Here is a 17,606-nt window from a genome sequence, read left to right on the forward strand (position 1 = left end):
GCAGTAAGCAGTAAGCAAATGATAGGTTGCCAATTAAGGGTCTAAGTATAACTTTAAAGTTCACTATAAATAACGGCTTATACAACACTAAGTTCAATCATCTGTAGGTGTGCTTTAGTGCAACAAAGTTTTTAAATTGATTCCATAAATAACGTCCTACAAAGCTACAAATAGCGCACTCCATTGCGGCAGCTCAAATTGCTCATTTCACCTTGCGTAAAAGTAACCTTGCTTCGCAATGTATATTTTGCATGATAGTAAGCGCTGACTTTATGCAGGCACAAAAGAGCGCGGAATAAATCCGCGCCTACATATATTCATTGCCTGTAACTCGCTAACTTTTCACTCGCCAGCTCGTTACATTTAACATTCAAATCTTAGAAGTGAACCTGAATACCTGCAAATGGGCCTGATACGTCTAAATCAGTGCTGATGTCATCTACATCGTCTAACTCAATGATAAATGAACGATAGCCAGCACGGATCGCTACATCAACAGCTAGATTGTCAATCACTTCCCAAGCGATACCTACTTGGTAATCTTGAATTTTGCTATCGTCGATTGCCAATAGATTACCTTCTGCAAAAACGCTCAAACCAGTTAATGGTAAGCCTACTTCACCACGTAAATAACCTAGTGGAATTGGTGCCGAAAAATCAATAGATTCTGTTGTTGACTGGCCTGCTACCGTACCTTGAACGGTAGCATCACCATCAAAATGCTTTACTGTTACACCAAAGTCAAACGACACTAAATCGTTATCAAATAATTCATAATAAAGCGTGTAATCCATGTGACTAAAATCTGTCATTAGATTTGCTTCTGTGCCGACTGTGAAGTCTTGACCATCGAACTCAAATGTTTCAGTTAGAGTTGTTTTACCATCCAGCTCTAATTGTGTGTACTTCAGCTTAATATTTGGAATTAACGGCACTGGGTGCTCAAACGCTGCATAGTAGCTTGAGAATGTCTTATCTTCGAAGTTGAAATTTTCTGCCTGACCTTTACCTGCAAAACTACCTGAGTTTTCACTCTGCCAGCCATCAGCCCCTACGTATAAACCTAACAACATATCTGCTTTTGCAACCGGTGCTAAGAAAGCAATTGATAATGCTGCAGCTAAACAGTACTTTTTCATTTTTTATCCTTGCGCTAGAAGTTCACTGAGTTCAATAAGAGCTGCATTTGCTCTTGATATATAGTTTGCCATTACCAGCGAGTGGTTAGCAACAAAACCAAAGCCATTACCGTTTAAAATCATTGGACTCCACACGGTTTCTTGCGTTGACTCAAGCTCGCGAATAATTTGCTGTAAACTAACTTTAGCATTCTTTTTCTCAAGTACATCAGCAAAATCATGTTCTACTGCTTTTAGAAAGTGCAATAATGCCCAAGTTGCGCCGCGCGACTCATAAAAAACATCGTCAATTTTCCACCATGATGTTTTCACTACATGATGACTAGGTGCACTGGTCGCTTGGTTTGCAGCTGAGTCACCAGCGAGATCTGTGTTAACTCTATCTTGTCCTACACTGGCACTTAATCTTTGACTTAAACTACCTAAACGTTTCTCTGCTTCTTTTAACCAGCCACGTAGGTTATCTGCACGAGCATAAAACTGGCTCTCTCTATCTTGAGGGTTCGCAATCTGTGCGCGATACAACTTTAACTGCTCAATACCCACTTGATATTCACCTTCTGCACTGGGCCAGATCCAAGCTGTTGAGCTAATATTAAATTGTGGTTGAGCTTTTTTTAACGCAGGGTGCTCTGTAGATTGTGATTGAGATCGGCTGAAGTCTTTTCGCATTGATAAAGCCAAATCTCGCACCATTTCAAGGGCACCATACTCCCACGCTGGCATATTATCCATTAACACACTCGGTGGCATTTTATCATTTGATAAATACCCACCAGGCTTATTCAGTAAGGTCTCACTTACTTCAATAAGTGCTGTTGACGTGACATAACCGGGTACTAATTTAACTTGTTGCTGCTCAGCAGTTTGCTTTGCCTTTTCAACGACATTGAATGCTGCTGGTTCAAAGCTCCAGTAAACCGCGATTAAGTAACCGACTACAACTAAACCTGCAAACCCGCCTGCAATTTTTCCTAAATGCTGTTGCATAAACCCTCCTTAATGGTGGTTATGATGTGAATTTTTTGGCTTTTCAAAAGTATCTTTCAAAGATACGACTTCTACAAAACTATACAGCCTGTCGCCATTATCAAAATATAACGTCAACTTGCGCTTTTCACCGACTTTTAATTTATGCTCAGGCTCAAAAGCCATTAAATGAAAACCACCCGGCTGGAACACTATTTGTTGATTCGCAGGTAATTCAACTGATTCGACTCTTTGCATGCGCATCATGCCATTCTTGTGCACATGCTCATGGATCTCAACACGCCCAATCCCCCGAATCGTTGCTTTCTTCAGAAAAACCGATTTATCCATTGGGTTATGAATAGTGAAATAAGCTGCAGTTGATTTTGCCGCCGGTAAGAATGTACGAATTTGAGCATCTGTCACCATGAGTTCTTTTTGTACGTGACTATGGTCGTGACTGTGGCCTTCATGTGCCTGCGATAAAACAGAAAGTAATAGTGCCGCCGCCAGAGAAAGGGTTCTTAATAACATGCTTATTCCTTTGAAAAAAGTTTAACTTGCAACATCATAGCATGAAAAATCAAGAAACCCTTTGATCTGGTAGAGATCTAATATGCTGGAGATTCTTCCTTAAGTAACCAAGCTAATCCAACTAACATAAGTAATGGCAGAGCAATAAAGATGGAATTAAATAATAATGCTAACACTAGCCCAATGAGCACAACTAACACCAATCCAATTACTCCAACACTCACTAATGCCACCAGCGCGATCACAGCAATAATGCCAGCTAAAAGCGCAACTAGCTCGATACCGACCCAGCTTATTTCCCAAATAAATTCAGGCATAGCAAAGAACATAACAGGTGTTTGAACCCAGCTTAATGCGCTAATAAATAGTAATGCTGCTAATAAAATCAATGCTGTTTTCATAATTACCTCCTACGTCTTTACAACTTAATATCTAGCAATTACTGCTTTGGCCACAGTACAGCGCATAATCCGTATGCAATCACCGTCATCATTGGGAACTTTAAAAATACCAACAAAGTTAATACTCGAGTTAGCCATACTGGTAAATCAAAACGTTCTGCTAGCCCAGCACATACACCTGCAATTTTCTTTCTCGCTAAAATACGACGACATGTTTTCGTTGTTTGTTGCATATTCATAACCTTACTCCTGAAAAATTAGGGAGGCGCCTCGTTGCGCCGAGCCTGTCAAAACGAATTAATACCTAGCAAACTTTTGGTTACTGCGCAGAAGTTGATGCTTCTGAAACCTGCTTAGCTGTCACTTTTTGCTTCAGTGCAACCAGCTCGTCACTCAGCTTTTCGTCTTGCTCTATTTGTTTGAACTCTTGATAAATATCATTTTTACCAATATCGTAACTTTCAACTTGTGCTTCGATACGCTCCACTTTTTGTTCTAGTTGTGAAAAGCGTGCGCAAACATTTTGTACTTCTTCACTATTTAACGTGCTACGTACTTTTAATCTTGCTACTGCACTATTTTGTGCTCTGTAAAATTGCTGCTGTTTTGCTTTTACCTCAGCAATTTTATTACTTAGCCTAGCGGCATCTTCATTCAGCTTGTGCAGCGCGTCTTCTAATTGTGCCGCTTGCTTTTGGTTGTCTTCCTGAGCGTCTACAAGCTTTTGCTTTTCGATAAGTGCTGATTTTGCTAGATCATCACGACCTTTACTTACCGCTAGCTCAGCTTGTTGCTGCCAACGCTCAATACCTTTTGCAAGATCTTCATGCTGTCTTGATAAGACTTTTTGCTCTGCAATAATTTGTGCAGCAGTTGAACGACACTCAGCCAAGGCATCTTGTAACTCACTCTCAATCTGCGCAGTCATTTTTTGTGGATCTTCTGCTTTGTCTAAAAACGCATTAATTTCTGATTTAATAAGATCTTCAATTCTGTCGATTAAAGCCATGTTCTGCTCCTATGCATTTGGCAATTGGGTTACTAGAGCTATTCCAATCTTTATGCCAAAATACAAAAATGTTATAAAACATAAACTTAATGATTTCTGGAAGTTTTTATAGGAGAGACAAATTTAATGATTTCGTTAAATAAACTAAAAAGTAGTCAATTTAGTTAACATGAAATTTTTGTGGGTTATTGTCGGGCTAAAGCCACGACCTACAGGTAAGGCCCATCACGATATTTTTGTCGGTCGTCGTTTAAGGCGATAATCAAAAAACAAGAAACCCCAGATATGTAGTCGCAGGTTTACCCCGTGCATTTTGATGCATTACGCAAACTCATCGTATATGAAAACAAAGAAGCCGCTTAGTTAAGCGGCTTCTCCTATTATGTTTAAACACTAAAATTTTACAGTTCAGGCACGAACGTCAGTGCTTTTTCCATTATCTCAATACCCGAGCCTTTCTTATGTCCATTCTCTGATAAATGACGGCGATACCCTCGCGCACCCGGTTGGTTTTGGAAAATACCTAACATGTGGCGAGCAATATGCCAGAAGTTCGCACCTTCGCTCATTTGCGCTTCAAAGTAATCATACATACTGCGAACCACTTCATGGCGAGTCTGCGTAAACGCTTCACCACCGTACAACAGCTCATCAACCTGCGATAACATAAATGGGTTGCTATAAGCTTCTCGACCAACCATCACCCCATCAATATACGTTAGATGATGCTGGCATTCTTCAATGGTTTTAACGCCACCATTTATACTGATATGCAAGTCTGGGTAATCTTTTTTCAACTGATATACACGCGGATAATCAAGCGGTGGGATCTCACGGTTTTCTTTTGGACTTAACCCCTGTAACCAAGCCTTACGCGCATGGATGATAAAGTCATCACACCCCACATCTTTAACCGCTTCAATCAGCGTGGTTAAAAACTCGTAGCTGTCTTGCTCATCAATACCAATGCGTGTTTTTACAGTCACAGGCACGTCAGTTTGCGCTTTCATCGCAGCAACACACTCAGCCACCAGCTGCGGCTCAGCCATTAAGCACGCACCAAAGCGACCGTTTTGAACACGATCAGACGGGCAGCCTACATTTAGGTTAATCTCGCTATACCCGTATTCATCGGCTTTCTTCGCACACTTTGCCAATGCTTCAGGATCTGAGCCCCCTAGCTGCAGCGCCACTGGTAATTCATGTTCACCAAACGCCAAATAATCCCCTTTACCAAATAAAATAGCACCGGTGGTAATCATTTCTGTATAAAGCACCGCATGTTTAGACAATTTTCTATGGAAAGTTCTGCAATGACGGTCAGTCCAATCCAGCATAGGCGCAACAGAGAACCTTCTAAATGCTGAATCGCCTGTATTTAAAGGGCTAGAGCCTGTTTTATCTACATTTATCATAATTACTGAACCGCCTTGAATTACCTTGAATTACCCCGAATTTCGATATACAGTCACCCTAGTGTCACCCTCAACGGGTAGGACAAATCATCTTTTCAGAGGGACTTTCTAATGGCTGGTTTTACTATCGAAAAACGAAAATTGTCGTCTGGCGAACAACGCTACAAGTGCGTGGTGCGCGAAAAATCTAAGGGCGAGATTATACACAATGAAAGTAAAACTTTCAGCACAAAAGCACTCGCTGAATCTTGGGGTAAAAAAAGGGTTCATGAAATCGAATCTGAAAGGGTGACTGAGAAAAAGCACACGGTCACACTGGGCACCCTGCTCAATATGTATTTTGAAAATCACGACCTTTGGAACAAAACAGGCCGCACTAAGCAATATGTCATTAAGATGCTGATGGATTGCGACATAGCCAACATTCAATCTGACCAATTAAAAGTGAGTGACCTAATAGAGCATTGCAGTAACCGCCGCGATGCTGGCGCGGGCCCTGCCACTATTTACCATGATGTTGCTTATCTGCGCTCAGTCATGAAAGAAGCCAACCCAATTTGGAATATTGAAGCCAATCATAAAATTTTTGATGATGCTGTGCCTGTACTTATCAAAATGGGGTTAATTGGCAAAAGCCAAAAGCGAACCCGCCGCCCAACTGAAAACGAACTAAACCGCCTGAAGCAAGGGCTTAAAACCCGAATGGAAAACCGCAAAGGCGCACAGGCTCAAATACCTTACTTAGACATTCTAGAGTTCAGTATTTTGACCTGTATGCGTATTGGTGAAGTGTGCAAAATCACATGGGATGATCTGAACGTTGACCATAAGACCGTGATTGTGCGTGACCGTAAAGACCCGCGTAAGAAACAAGGTAATCACATGATAGTGCCATTACTAGGTGGTGCGTTTGACCTGGCATATAAACAACCAAAAACCAGCGAGCTAATTTTTCCTTTTAATGCCCGAAGTGTAACCGCTGGCTTTCAGCGTGTGCGCAATGAGTTGGGTATTAAAGATTTACGTTATCACGACCTACGCCGCGAAGGTGCAAGCCGTTTATTTGAAAAGGGCTACTCAATTGAAGAAGTAGCCCAAGTGACAGGCCATAGAAACTTGAATGTACTATGGCAAGTTTATACGCAGCTGTTTCCGCATAAGTTGCATGAGAAGTTTGATTAAGGAAAGCTAATAATGTCAAAACTAGAAATTTTTGCTGTTTGTGTATTACTAATTATGACTGGAGCCATAATATCAGACGTTCCTTTTTTAGAGTTTTTCAAAGGAGCAAACTTAAAAGAAATCATTGAAAGCTTTGATTTTTTCATTAAGCCTTTTTTCTTCTTAATTGCCACATCATTAGGTATATATCTTTCATACAAAAAAGTAGGCTTAGATGTAAAAGCCTCATTCAGCACTCTTGCAGGTCAAGGTCTGCCTATGCATGTTACGGATGTTACATTATTGAACGACAAAGATAAGACAGTTATTATTACTAGGCTCTACTTACTTCTTGAAACTGGGGAGAAGTTAGTACTTAAAGACTTTGCGCAATCTCCACTATTTATCAAACCATATGAAACTGAAAAAATCTTCCTACCTCCTACATTAAAATACTTTGAGCGAGGAATAAAACCTCAAGAATTCATAAATGCTCAAATTGCTATTTCTACCGACAAAGCTATTTATAAGTGTAGAAATATAAATGCTCCTTTAATGGACCCTGATATTGCAGTGATTACTGCTGAATCACAAAACTACGAGATTGCACATTTAGCTTGGTATAAATATAAATTAACAATATACGACAAACATAGAAATGAGCCTTTTTACATTTTCATAGATGATGAGGGTAACCTAACAAACTTTATACTAGGAACCCTTCAAATAAATAATATACAGAATCTCGAAGGCTTTACTTCATTCATGAAAACTTTCTCGTTTGAAAAGTGGACGCTGCATGATATTTATCAAGATAAGATAGTTGCCTCGTCATAGGTTCTCATAAAAAAGCCGCTAATTAGCGGCTTTCTTTTACTTATTCAACGCTTCATCTAATGCGCTGACCAATTCATCATCTAGTTTGTTGGTTTTCTTGCTTGCCAAGTGTTTGGCTGTGGCGAGACAAACGCGCTTGATGAATACTTCGGTTGCGAGTTTGGTTAATAGGTATTTACCCAGAGTGCTTAACATGGTTTTTGTTCTCCAGTTTGGTTACTCGTTCCTTAAGCTCTTTCATTCCTTGCTTAAGCCACCCAACATCCGTGCGAACGGCTGCGACTGTTGCTACCCCTACCCCAATTTGGATAAGAATAGCGATTGTTGCTGTGTCTGGCATCCTGCCCCCTTAGTCATCGTCCAAAATCCCTTTGGTGCGTTTTTTAATTTGATACACCACAAACGCGCCAAGCACTGCGCCCGCGACTGTGGTTATCATCCATTTGGTATTAAGCAAGTGCGATACCTCGCTGAACTTGAGTGAGATTAAACGCGCCTTTTGCGCCTTCAAAATCAGCCATAGCTAGAATTAGCTGCGGGTATTTTTCGAGTGGGACTTCATCATCAAAGAACCATGCTCGACTTGTGCCTAAACGAGAATGAACAAAATCAATGTAGCTTTCTGTGTGGTTCTCTGAACTTGGTGCCCAGCGATTAATGATACTCTCGACTGTGGTTAAGTCGTGCTTATTGCGGTATGTCATCAATGTTTTGAATGCTGCACGAAAACCCATTTCGGGCGATTCAAATTTAACAAACTCACCATCGTCACCCACTGCCCCATCCCATTTAATACCATTGGCGCGAATGTTGAGCGGGTTGTTGTTGCGCACGTTGCGCGGTTTATTGGTTGCCATGAATACAACTCCTAAAATTAGCAGCCCTGCGGCTGCTATGAGTGGTTTAGACATGGCTTAAGCCGCTGGTTTTGGATAGCGCGCTTTGATTTCTTCAACCTTGGCGCGCCAAGCTTGCTCTGCTTCTGGCGTTTGGTCGAATTGCCATTCAATGAAAAGCGGGTCGGCTTCTTGTTTATAAGCTTGTTGTCTTTGCTGAATAACAGTTAGACCTTCAACCTCTTGCATTGCAGTTCTAACATAACCCTTTGCAGCATCTTCTGTGTGACCTAATTTCACAAGCTCTTCAACTGCACTCCCATCAAGTAACACCTTTCCCAGCTCTGTTTTGATTTCCATACTATTCCCTTAATTTGATACGCGTGGATAGTTAATTACTTTATCCACTGAAAAACTACAAACACCACCAAAAGCGGTAATTTCCTGCGCTTCTGTACCATCCACATATGGTGTGTTCACAAGTCGAACAAAAAGCGTTTGAGATGGATGCAATTCAGCAATTTTTAAAACATTAATTTCCGCTGTTTTAGTTGCAAAGTCCCAACCGCCAACATTACCAACAACCAAACCACGACGCTGAATTTCGGTGTTAATTTGAGCTGAGCTTGCTACAGTATTAGCTACAACAAATTGAAATCTTGTAATGCTGTGGTCGGTTACATGGTCGGGATATCCACCCGGAAGAATGTGCGCTCTTTTAAGATGCAGCACTGTTAGATTGTCATACTCTGACAAGTACGACTCATCACCAATCCCATTTAACCCAGACGGAACTTTAACCCATTCACTGATTGTGTTATCAAGCTGGTCAGCTTGAATACCTAGTGACAGCTTTGTGTGCAAATGGCCGTCAAAATACAGTGCTCTTTGATACGCGTGACCATGCAAATCAGCCAATACCGCATCCACCGCAGCGCGACGTTGTTGCAACTGGCTATCTGCTGCCGCAAAAGCCTCTGCTCTTTCTTGGTTGAACTGGTTTAACGCTTCACCTTTTTGTTGAGTGAACGCTGATAGTGCTGCGTTATAAGCAGTTTCAAATCCTTCTAGAATCTGAACTTGCTCTGTTTTCATATCTGCAATTAGACCGCCACGAATGGCATCTAATAACTTGCGAACGTCAGCGGCTAAAAAGCCTAGGTTCTCTAAATTTGAACTCATATCATTTCCTTGATTTCATTCTGTGCCTGCTGAATTTCAGCCATGGCATTTTCAATTCCAAGCCCAAGCGCGGTATTTGCTGTAACACCATTGCCCAGACTCATAGTTAAGTTTTCAGTCAATGCGGTGGCAAGGTCATTTATTGCATGACCATTCCCGATTACTAGTGACGTATTACCCGCAACCGCATTAATTAGGTCGTTAATTTCAACGCCATGCTTAATACTGATTGCGACCAACTCGGCAACATTACCGATTTGCGCTTGACCGTCTTGCCAGTCGCTATGCCCGCGTAACATGCTAGATACTTGCGCATAAGCTAAACCCGAGACTGATTCAGTCAATTGGTTAAGCAGCACAACCGCGTCATGTTGGCTTGGGTCCATGTTTGTGAGTATTTCAGCCAGTAAACTGGCATTATTTTGTGGGTTGCTTATGTAACTCATAGCAACACCTCAATAATACTAAGCTTTGCGCTGTAGCTTTGGTCAGTATTAAACGCATAAACCGCTGCGCCATTACTTAGACCAAGTGCCCCACCCGCTTTAATAATGCCGCCGTTTCGCTGACCTACATTTACACCACCGACACGAATTTCTACAGGGTTCGCGCTGGTATTTTGCAAAATAAGCTCTTTGCGATTTGGGTTCGCATTAATGACCTTTTTCGATTGCTGTGGTTCGATGTCGATGTCGTCTAATGAATCTAAGCCCAAGCCCACTTCTGAGCGTGACAACACTTTTACTTCATCGTTAATTTTTACATTAACTTCATCGTCAATACTGTCGATTTTGAGCTTATTTACCACTTTCACATTGCCGTCAGCAATGGCCGTGATTCGAATATTTGAGCGCTCAAATTCAATTTCAAGCACATCATCAGATGGGTTATCGACAATGACATAGTTCACATTGTCTAGCTCATACTGACGACCCGTTGCACCCACAACATCACCATTGTCAGGCACAGTAATGATGAATGTGTGTGAAGCATCTAAGATACTTAGAAACTTAGCGGGCGTTTGTAATTGCGCGTTACTATGAGGTTGAACACTAATTTTTGACATTATTTCGACCTCCCTATGATCATAATCAGTGCGATTACTGAGATACCCGCACCAAGCGCAATACTGATATAGCGCACCATGTCACTCGCAGATTTAGCGACCAAGTCTTGACCCTGTAAGCTCGTTGATTGAGCCAAAGCCGATACATGTTCAAGCGCTGCATTATTCGCTGCAACATTGGCTTGCCCTGCATCGGTTAAGAACTCAGTCACATCGGTTTGCAAGTTAGACAAAAGCGCTATGTTTTGGCTGTGTGCATCACCTAAGTTTTCAGTCATTGACTCAGCAAAATCTTGTGTACCGCTTAGTGTGTTGTTTGCTAATTCACTCAACACCGCAAGATTTTGATTGTGACTATCAGCAAGAGTTTCTGAGGTGTGTTCGCTCATATTTGCTAGAACACCTAAACCTTCCGTGTACCCGCTCGATAACTGCTCGGCAACATTCGCCATTAACGCTTGATTGCCCGCACCAAGCTCGCCGCTTAGTTCAGTAATTGCGTTAATGTTGTCGCTCGTTACATCAGCCATATACTCAGCGTTGTTTGCACTGGCTGTGTTTAATCCATCAATGTACGTGCTAGCAAGAAACTGATTAGACTCACTCACACTATCAATTGCATGAGTTGACAGATTTGCCATTGAATCTAAATTGCTTTCCGTAACATCAGCCATGAACTCAGCATTGCTTGCACTGGCTGTGTTCAATCCGTCAATGTAGGTACTCGCAAGAAACTGGTTTGTATCGCTCACGCTATCAATTGAGTGTCGGCTTAAGTCGCCCATTTCTTCGATTGATACCGTTGATACATCACCCATTTGCGCCAGTGCATCACCAGAAACACCACTCATTGAATCAAGTGATTGCACTGTAAGGCTTTGCGCTAAATCAGCACCGGTATCAATGGCACTTTCAGCCAAGCTGAAACCATCACTACCCAAGTCGCTCATTTCTGATAGAGCGTCATGCGTTAAATCACGCATATCGCTCATTGCATCCGATGACAAGTCAAAAGCACCATCAGCAACGCCGCGCATTTCATTTAGTGCGTACTCTGATAAACCAAAAGCGCCATCAGTGACACCCGCCATTTCTTCAACGGTGCTACCCATTTCAGATAAGGCAAATTCACTTAAGCCGCTCGCCATGTCCAGCGCTTCAAGATTCCCTTCTATGCCAGCCATTGAAACGTTTTCGGCCATTTCAATCGCGCCACCATCTAACACGGTGACAGTGCCAGACACCCCAGCGAAATCGCCTTCCATTTCAATAGAATTATCTATGTCTTGTTCGACTGAATTATCTATGTCTTGGTCTAGGTCGTAGTGCTGAGAATTATCAATGTCCTGCTCGACTGAGTTGTCTATGTCTTGGTCTAAGTCATACTCAATAGAATTGTCTATGTCTTGGTCTAAGTCATACTCAACCGAATTATCTATCTCTTGGTCTAGCTCGTACTCAATGGAGTTATCGACTTCATAATCAATGTCGGTGCGTGACGCATCAACATTACTCGCCCCTGCAAACTGGCCGTCGTTCACTTGACTATATGATGTTTGCTTTGTGCTAGTGCTTTGGTTGCTTCTTGATTTACCGCCCATCTAGCACCAACCTAAAAATGTATTCATCATTAAAAAGTCCTTTTTTAAGTATTGGCCGTTCTATGGGTAAATTGGCAAAGCCGTGTTGAACATGCTCAGGGTTTCGGGTGTGCCAACGAATTGAGCTACACCCAACCGCCTTTGCATATCTAATTAATGGTTCTACAGCGTCTAATAATTTGCGCCCCGCGATAGCCACGACTACAAGCTCGCTCGCTTCCTTGCGAGTCACTATGTAAAGTTCATTCACTTGATGAAGCTTGCTTTTTCCTTGTCGTATCTCGCGCTTAATCGTTCCCTTTGCGCCATAAAGCGCGGGGCGCAGAACGCGTAAAACCGAATCAGTTAATTCAACGCTTTGCACTGGTAAACACCCAAAAAACAGCCAGCCCAAGCCCTGCAAAAATCGCCCACTGTGGCAGGCCTTTGTTGTAAGTCATACCGCCGAAGCGGGTGTGATTGTTATAAACCGAATCACCATTACCTGACTTAGCATCACCGCCACTAATGGGCATTTGCCCTGTGTTTGTGAAGTTTTGGGGGAGTGCTGGAAACATTACTTTTTCACCAATACTGTTTTATAAGCCATGTAACCCACACCACCAATGACCGCTAGACGAACAAGGCTTTTACCAAACCCACCAAGCGAACTTCCCACAAACAAGCCGCCGCCAGCGGCTAAAATTGGAACTAATGGCAACATAGTTACTTCCTTGTAGCGATTAAAAGCACTGCGATTAAGCCCAAGCCAATCGCCCCACCAATCAGCAATGTATTTTGACTGATTGGTGCTTGTACTCTTGGCGCTGCCACTGTGGTTGAACCATCAGGGTTTTTCCCTTTGATTGGCTCAACCTGTTTCATGCGCTCAGGCTGTCGTGCTTCTTCCTTTTTGACTTCAACCAAACCCGTGGCGATTGTTTTTCCAATCTCCCCAAGTGATTCAAAGCCCCCTTCTAGAATTCCCTTCCACATAGCAGCCCCTTACGCCGCTGGGCGAATTAGCTTCTTCTGCTCAAAACCTTCTACGTAAGTTTTGATTGAGCCTTTACCGTCAACCATAAATTCAAACGAAAGACCTTGAGTTGGTAACGCACCATCAGAGCCAAAACCAAACAAAGTGAAGTCAAGAACACAAATACCCTCTTGCAGCTTCAAGCCCGCAAGCTCTTGCAAGTCAAAGTCGAGGTCTTCACGCTCGTAGGTGTGAATTGTGTTACCGCCACGCTTAACCAAAATGCGTGAAATCTTCACTTCGTTTTCATCAAAGATTAAACGTTGAAGAAACACATTCGCCGCGCCGTTCGGGTAGTCATAAACATGGTCGCCCGCGCCCGCTGTCATTTGCGAAAGCTCTTTTTTGAATGGCATGAATACCGCGCCTAAAGCGTCAGTTTTTGTAATGTATGACGTTGCACGCATTACTGGCTTTTCTGGGTCGCCCGCAGAGGTATCACGTTTGCCAAACTCCACCGTTAGCGTTACGTCTTGGGTTAACGTTGTTGCTAGCATGGTTTGGTAAATACCCTTGATTGTGCGGTAACGGAAGTTACTTAAATCAAGCACAAAGCGGCCTTCTTCCGTGTGGTCATCATAAAGCGCGTTAAGTTGGCGTAAACGCTCGCCAGTAATCGACAGCACATCAGCGCCGCCAATATCAATTTTGATTTTACTGATTGATTTAGCCGACTTTAAATTAGTGATTAAATCAATACGGTGAAACGACCAACCCGCTTGCAGCTTGGTTGTCCATGACTCTTCAAAATTTAAGCCGCTAAACGCGGGTAATTTTACCTTTGCAGGTGTTTTCTGTGACATTGCTTACCCCTAGCCGATTACGTCTTCAACCGCATCTACGTTGTTAGATGCCCAAACCACAAGCGCCGCCGCTACTGTTGCGATACCGAAAGTGATTAAGTGATTTTTAGTTTTTGCAGACATTTAAAATTCCTTTTGATTAACGTGTCTATTACCTAAATTACCCCAGATGCTCCAACCGCCTCTGGCCGCGCGTTTACGTCGGTTTTTAAGTCGACGCTTTTTCTTGTTTAGCCCTTTGGGTGTCAGTCTCGAATCCGTTCGAAGAAGCGGAAAGCTCGACTTCGTTGGTATCTGACTTGTGTCCAACTGTAGGGCTTTTTTGTTCCATAACTTGAACATTGCCTTTCCTTTTGGCGAATTTAACAATTACAAAAGCGGCAACCGCTGAGCCAAGTGTGATTAATATATTTAGTTTCATTCGTCTTGCTGTTCGTTGCTGCTTGAGTGGGGATAAATCTAGAAAAAGTTTACGGTTAACGTCAATAGGGTTTGTGGCGGGTTAACCTATTAGGTTAAATTAATAGAAATTATTAAGGAAAATAGATGAAAACTAACAAAATCTCATTCTTAGTAAGGCTTTATACGGCTCTTTTTCAAGTAACAGGAAAAAGACCGCCGCGAGGCTCATTAGCACACTTAATTGATGACCATTACTACGCTCATCAATTCCAAGATATTTTAAATAGCTTTTTTCAGACAAATGCTACTGCTATTCACTCTCAAGCATCTGGAGCAACTATTATTCGTGATTGTAAAATCACTAACTGTGGAACTGGAGTCAAAACTGAAGGTCCGCAAAACTTAATAATTGATAATTTAGAAGTAGAAGACTGCGGTAAAGCTTTTGACATTGAAGATAAACATAAATCTGAGGGATTAAACATGGGAATAGAAATAAACCGAGGTAAATTTAAGAATAACAAAACCGTTCTAAAAGCAACTGAGACCGCAAATGTCAAAGTAAATGATATTGAAGCAGAAAATAATGATGTTGTATTTGATATTTACTCACCAGAACTAGAGTTAATATTAAGACAGCATGGTTTGACTGAAAAAATCCCTTCAGATACTTTGCTAGAAGCGAAAGAAGTTATTGGCCAGCTCTCTCCACACATGAAAAAAGAAGATATTGTTCCGGTAATGGAAGAAAAGAAGTTAGGCCAGTGGCTTAATGAAGCTGCTATTACTTGCTCGCTAACAGGCGTAAATATTTACAATATTATGCTAGCGGTAATTACATATTTTGCTTAATTGACAATATTTTCTTTGATAAAAAAGCCGCTTAAGCGGCTTTTTTATTGGGAAATTTAAGCTTACCCCGTTCGACATTTTTGAATCCTGGCGACTTAAAAAAGTACTCTAGTTTGTCTAAATCCATGATGTCCTTGTCAGATACCCCGATTTCTCTCGATACCCGCTTAACGTCCCCTATCGCTTCTTGCATCCCAATCCACTTATAGGGTGACATAGAGATCACAGTATTGGGTATTGGCTGTAATCGCTGGCTCACGCTATGCAGTACAAAACCAAATTTACGGCCTACTTCAAGCAATTCCCCATAAACAGAGTCTTCATTACCCGCTGACACCGTGACACGGTTAATTTCTTCAAGGTAAATATGCAGCAGCTTTTTGTGTTTTCCGTCACCCAAAGCCCAGCAACACCGCAAGAACTCTAGAAATACCTTTCTCTTGGCGCTCAGACCTTCAATTGCTTTTGCTGGGGTAAAGGCGATTTTAAACCCCCTGTTAGTTTGGCGACCCATTTTAGCCGCCTTAAAAAAGGTCTTAAGCGTTGTATAAGTCCGTACTTCGCTGTTTAGAAAGCGTTTGCCTTTATGTTCACCGTACCAATCAAATAGCAACACCTGATCTGTTTGCTTGACTCTTTTCATCTGCTTTACTGCGGTAGACTTACCCGCGCCTGTAGTACCCGCGTACAAGCAATGCAATGCGGGAAGTGCTTCATTCGGGTTTATTGGTCTCATGCTGCATCCTTAGAAACCGCATCATTTGGGGTTTCTGGCGTTTTTGATGGTTGTTCAGATGCTTTCTTGTCTTGTTTGATTTGCTTCATCTGGCTAAACGACTCTCGAACTAGCGAAATCGTAAATACACCAGCCACAAACTCGTCTTGATACTGACCAAGTACACCCAAGGCAGACGGGCCATATTTAACAATTAAAGGCGTGTACTTCTCGATTGCTTCTTGTTTCATATCATCTGGTAAAGTGAACCCTTTACCCACCAATGCACGCATAGTGCTTTCATAAGTACTAAGCAACATAAACGCTGCACCCGCTGCATCATCGTTTGACATTTGCGGTGCGGCTTGTGGTTCAAGCGAGCTAGTCTCGCCCTCTGAAATTACCGCTTCTTCTGGCGGAACAAAATTAAGCTCTTGGTCTACTTCACCAAGAGATTGCTCAAGTACCTTCGCTTCGTTTTCTCGACCATCTAAAAAACTGTTTTCTGGTTTAGAAACCCCGTTATCTGTGGTTTCTGCCTGTTTTGACTGTTCTGTCATGTTATTTCCTTACTCGTAAAATTAACGGTTAACTGGCAAGTGCAAACAAGCCACCAAGCAACGCACCAAGCCCAGCACAAATAGCTAGCTTTTTAGGCTGAACGCCCTCATTCGCGGCTTTTGACTGGGTTTCTACTTGCTTAGTTTGTGGTTGTTCGGGCAGCTGGTTTACGGTTTCTGAAACCGTTTCTTTGACTTGTTCAACTTCTGACTCAACCTCAACCACTTCTAACGGTTCAGCATCGCTGTAAACCGCTAATTCTGGTGTTTCTTGTGTTTCTGGCACTTCTTGGTTAACGGTATCAGTAACCGTTTCTTGACTTGATTCAGCAGCATAAAGCGCTTCAAGTGTTGGGTACATGTTGTCGCGTACTTGTTGTTGATATTCTTCGCCGCTGGCTTGGTCACAACGACATCTATCACAATGCATATAGACCAAATGCTTTTTGCGGCCAGTGTTATTGTGAACGGTTGCAACGTTGCCGCAGTGATGACGAAACACGCCAATAACTGAGTTTTTACTGTTTCTAAGTGGAATTGTGCCACCTTCAACAGGAACGGTTTTACCTTCGTATTTATGCAGTTTCATTTTGAACCCCCAATTGTTTTTGAATGCCTGATACTGCATTGGCAATCTCTTCGATAACTTCAAAACTAAGCGTTACTGCTTCATCCGCTAGCTTTAGCTTTTTATCAATTTGAAAAGCGTTGCATTGCTCCGCTTGCTCTTTTAACGCTTTGCAGCGCTTTAAATTATTGAACACGTTTTGCATGAGTCACTCCTGTTTGTTTGAATGCAAACTCAAGAGATAGGGCAGAAAACAACGCCACTACTTCATCTATTCTTTCAGCAATACCTTCACACAATGGCAACGTAAAGCTATGCGTTTCTTTGGTCGCTTCACTGATAAACCACACGTTCACGGAATTGCTATCATCACTATTAATATTCATCTCGTAGAACTTTGGTTTCGCTCCAATTAGTAGCGCTGATGCAGTGGATACAAGCGAATCAACTTTGCCATTTTTAGCTTGCTCAATAGCCATTTCACAAAATCCACTGATACCAACGTGCTGAGCTGCGTGTTCTAGTATTTTTTCATTCATAA

Annotated in this window: 29 protein-coding genes; 3 read left to right on the forward strand and 26 right to left on the reverse strand. The window is 42.1% G+C overall.

The genetic code is table 11. The features are described from left to right. Positions 1–377: 377 nt before the first annotated feature. The 7 genes from ABMY35_RS01025 to dusA all read right to left on the reverse strand — a co-directional run bounded on the left by ABMY35_RS01025 (position 378) and on the right by dusA (position 5,467). Positions 378–1,139: a TIGR04219 family outer membrane beta-barrel protein gene (locus ABMY35_RS01025; RefSeq protein ID WP_349284653.1), complete on the reverse strand. Its 762-nt coding sequence runs from the start codon at positions 1,137–1,139 to the stop codon at positions 378–380. 3 nt (positions 1,140–1,142) lie between these two features. Further along, a complete protein-coding gene (locus tag ABMY35_RS01030) occupies positions 1,143–2,129 on the reverse strand; it encodes a DUF2333 family protein (protein WP_349284654.1) in 987 nt (328 codons plus the stop codon). A 9-nt stretch (positions 2,130–2,138) separates the two neighbouring features. Then, complete coding sequence (locus ABMY35_RS01035) at positions 2,139–2,642, reverse strand: copper chaperone PCu(A)C (RefSeq protein ID WP_349284655.1); 504 nt, start codon at positions 2,640–2,642, stop codon at positions 2,139–2,141. 77 nt (positions 2,643–2,719) lie between these two features. Next, positions 2,720–3,043, reverse strand: a complete 324-nt coding sequence (locus ABMY35_RS01040; RefSeq protein WP_349284656.1) for a hypothetical protein — start codon at positions 3,041–3,043, stop codon at positions 2,720–2,722. 38 nt (positions 3,044–3,081) lie between these two features. Then, entirely contained in the window at positions 3,082–3,282 is a 201-nt protein-coding gene (locus tag ABMY35_RS01045) for a PspC domain-containing protein (protein WP_349284657.1), read from the reverse strand. 80 nt (positions 3,283–3,362) lie between these two features. Next, the gene (locus ABMY35_RS01050; protein ID WP_349284658.1) at positions 3,363–4,052 is read right to left on the reverse strand and encodes a PspA/IM30 family protein; all 690 of its coding nucleotides are present in this window, start codon (positions 4,050–4,052) and stop codon (positions 3,363–3,365) included. Positions 4,053–4,453: 401 nt separating this feature from the next. Next, on the reverse strand, positions 4,454–5,467 hold the full coding sequence (dusA, locus tag ABMY35_RS01055) for a tRNA dihydrouridine(20/20a) synthase DusA (RefSeq protein WP_349284659.1): 1,014 nt from the start codon (positions 5,465–5,467) through the stop codon (positions 4,454–4,456). Positions 5,468–5,578: 111 nt separating this feature from the next. On the opposite strand from dusA, the gene ABMY35_RS01060 reads away from it, so the two are divergent. Next, a complete protein-coding gene (locus ABMY35_RS01060) occupies positions 5,579–6,649 on the forward strand; it encodes a site-specific integrase (protein WP_349284660.1) in 1,071 nt (356 codons plus the stop codon). A gap of 12 nt (positions 6,650–6,661) precedes the next feature. Then, positions 6,662–7,465, forward strand: a complete 804-nt coding sequence (locus ABMY35_RS01065) for a hypothetical protein (protein WP_349284661.1) — start codon at positions 6,662–6,664, stop codon at positions 7,463–7,465. A gap of 36 nt (positions 7,466–7,501) precedes the next feature. On the opposite strand, the gene ABMY35_RS01070 is transcribed toward ABMY35_RS01065, so the two are convergent. The 14 genes from ABMY35_RS01070 to ABMY35_RS01135 form a co-directional block, all read right to left on the reverse strand. Continuing rightward, on the reverse strand, positions 7,502–7,660 hold the full coding sequence (locus ABMY35_RS01070) for a hypothetical protein (RefSeq protein ID WP_349284662.1): 159 nt from the start codon (positions 7,658–7,660) through the stop codon (positions 7,502–7,504). Continuing rightward, on the reverse strand, positions 7,641–7,805 hold the full coding sequence (locus tag ABMY35_RS01075) for a hypothetical protein (RefSeq protein WP_165385473.1): 165 nt from the start codon (positions 7,803–7,805) through the stop codon (positions 7,641–7,643). Before ABMY35_RS01075 ends, ABMY35_RS01070 begins: the two co-directional genes overlap by 20 nt. 109 nt (positions 7,806–7,914) lie before the next feature. Then, positions 7,915–8,322, reverse strand: coding sequence for a hypothetical protein (locus tag ABMY35_RS01080; RefSeq protein ID WP_349284663.1), 408 nt, complete (start codon positions 8,320–8,322; stop codon positions 7,915–7,917). 57 nt (positions 8,323–8,379) lie between these two features. Then, positions 8,380–8,661: a hypothetical protein gene (locus tag ABMY35_RS01085; RefSeq protein WP_349284664.1), complete on the reverse strand. Its 282-nt coding sequence runs from the start codon at positions 8,659–8,661 to the stop codon at positions 8,380–8,382. Positions 8,662–8,670: 9 nt separating this feature from the next. Next, the gene (locus ABMY35_RS01090) at positions 8,671–9,483 is read right to left on the reverse strand and encodes a hypothetical protein (protein WP_349284665.1); all 813 of its coding nucleotides are present in this window, start codon (positions 9,481–9,483) and stop codon (positions 8,671–8,673) included. Then, entirely contained in the window at positions 9,480–9,929 is a 450-nt protein-coding gene (locus ABMY35_RS01095) for a hypothetical protein (RefSeq protein WP_349284666.1), read from the reverse strand. Before ABMY35_RS01095 ends, ABMY35_RS01090 begins: the two co-directional genes overlap by 4 nt. Continuing rightward, a complete protein-coding gene (locus ABMY35_RS01100) occupies positions 9,926–10,549 on the reverse strand; it encodes a hypothetical protein (protein ID WP_349284667.1) in 624 nt (207 codons plus the stop codon). Before ABMY35_RS01100 ends, ABMY35_RS01095 begins: the two co-directional genes overlap by 4 nt. After that, positions 10,549–12,150: a hypothetical protein gene (locus ABMY35_RS01105; RefSeq protein ID WP_349284668.1), complete on the reverse strand. Its 1,602-nt coding sequence runs from the start codon at positions 12,148–12,150 to the stop codon at positions 10,549–10,551. The genes ABMY35_RS01100 and ABMY35_RS01105 overlap by 1 nt, the downstream gene beginning before the upstream one ends. Continuing rightward, entirely contained in the window at positions 12,140–12,514 is a 375-nt protein-coding gene (locus ABMY35_RS01110) for a hypothetical protein (RefSeq protein ID WP_349284669.1), read from the reverse strand. The genes ABMY35_RS01105 and ABMY35_RS01110 overlap by 11 nt, the downstream gene beginning before the upstream one ends. Then, positions 12,501–12,707: a hypothetical protein gene (locus tag ABMY35_RS01115; RefSeq protein ID WP_349284670.1), complete on the reverse strand. Its 207-nt coding sequence runs from the start codon at positions 12,705–12,707 to the stop codon at positions 12,501–12,503. The genes ABMY35_RS01110 and ABMY35_RS01115 overlap by 14 nt, the downstream gene beginning before the upstream one ends. Then, a complete protein-coding gene (locus ABMY35_RS01120) occupies positions 12,707–12,853 on the reverse strand; it encodes a hypothetical protein (protein WP_349284671.1) in 147 nt (48 codons plus the stop codon). Before ABMY35_RS01120 ends, ABMY35_RS01115 begins: the two co-directional genes overlap by 1 nt. A 2-nt stretch (positions 12,854–12,855) precedes the next feature. Beyond that, positions 12,856–13,125, reverse strand: coding sequence for a hypothetical protein (locus ABMY35_RS01125; RefSeq protein WP_349284672.1), 270 nt, complete (start codon positions 13,123–13,125; stop codon positions 12,856–12,858). Positions 13,126–13,134: 9 nt separating this feature from the next. Continuing rightward, on the reverse strand, positions 13,135–13,968 hold the full coding sequence (locus ABMY35_RS01130; RefSeq protein ID WP_349284673.1) for a major capsid protein P2: 834 nt from the start codon (positions 13,966–13,968) through the stop codon (positions 13,135–13,137). A gap of 208 nt (positions 13,969–14,176) precedes the next feature. Beyond that, complete coding sequence (locus ABMY35_RS01135; protein WP_349284674.1) at positions 14,177–14,389, reverse strand: hypothetical protein; 213 nt, start codon at positions 14,387–14,389, stop codon at positions 14,177–14,179. 125 nt (positions 14,390–14,514) lie between these two features. On the opposite strand from ABMY35_RS01135, the gene ABMY35_RS01140 reads away from it, so the two are divergent. Continuing rightward, positions 14,515–15,222, forward strand: coding sequence for a right-handed parallel beta-helix repeat-containing protein (locus tag ABMY35_RS01140; RefSeq protein ID WP_349284675.1), 708 nt, complete (start codon positions 14,515–14,517; stop codon positions 15,220–15,222). 31 nt (positions 15,223–15,253) lie between these two features. On the opposite strand, the gene ABMY35_RS01145 is transcribed toward ABMY35_RS01140, so the two are convergent. Genes ABMY35_RS01145 through ABMY35_RS01165 form a run of 5 tightly spaced genes read right to left on the reverse strand, consistent with a single transcriptional unit; the run spans position 15,254 to position 17,604 of the window. After that, entirely contained in the window at positions 15,254–15,958 is a 705-nt protein-coding gene (locus ABMY35_RS01145; protein ID WP_349284676.1) for a hypothetical protein, read from the reverse strand. Continuing rightward, positions 15,955–16,497, reverse strand: coding sequence for a hypothetical protein (locus ABMY35_RS01150; protein ID WP_349284677.1), 543 nt, complete (start codon positions 16,495–16,497; stop codon positions 15,955–15,957). The genes ABMY35_RS01145 and ABMY35_RS01150 overlap by 4 nt, the downstream gene beginning before the upstream one ends. Before the next feature lie 28 nt (positions 16,498–16,525). Next, complete coding sequence (locus tag ABMY35_RS01155) at positions 16,526–17,086, reverse strand: hypothetical protein (RefSeq protein WP_349284678.1); 561 nt, start codon at positions 17,084–17,086, stop codon at positions 16,526–16,528. Beyond that, positions 17,073–17,270 (reverse strand): hypothetical protein, encoded by a 198-nt coding sequence (locus ABMY35_RS01160; protein ID WP_349284679.1) that lies wholly within the window; start codon positions 17,268–17,270, stop codon positions 17,073–17,075. The genes ABMY35_RS01155 and ABMY35_RS01160 overlap by 14 nt, the downstream gene beginning before the upstream one ends. Next, positions 17,251–17,604, reverse strand: a complete 354-nt coding sequence (locus tag ABMY35_RS01165) for a hypothetical protein (RefSeq protein ID WP_349284680.1) — start codon at positions 17,602–17,604, stop codon at positions 17,251–17,253. The genes ABMY35_RS01160 and ABMY35_RS01165 overlap by 20 nt, the downstream gene beginning before the upstream one ends. Positions 17,605–17,606 lie beyond the last annotated feature (2 nt).

This window comes from Pseudoalteromonas sp. BZB3 (assembly GCF_040104455.1).
In the GTDB taxonomy this organism is placed as follows: domain Bacteria; phylum Pseudomonadota; class Gammaproteobacteria; order Enterobacterales; family Alteromonadaceae; genus Pseudoalteromonas.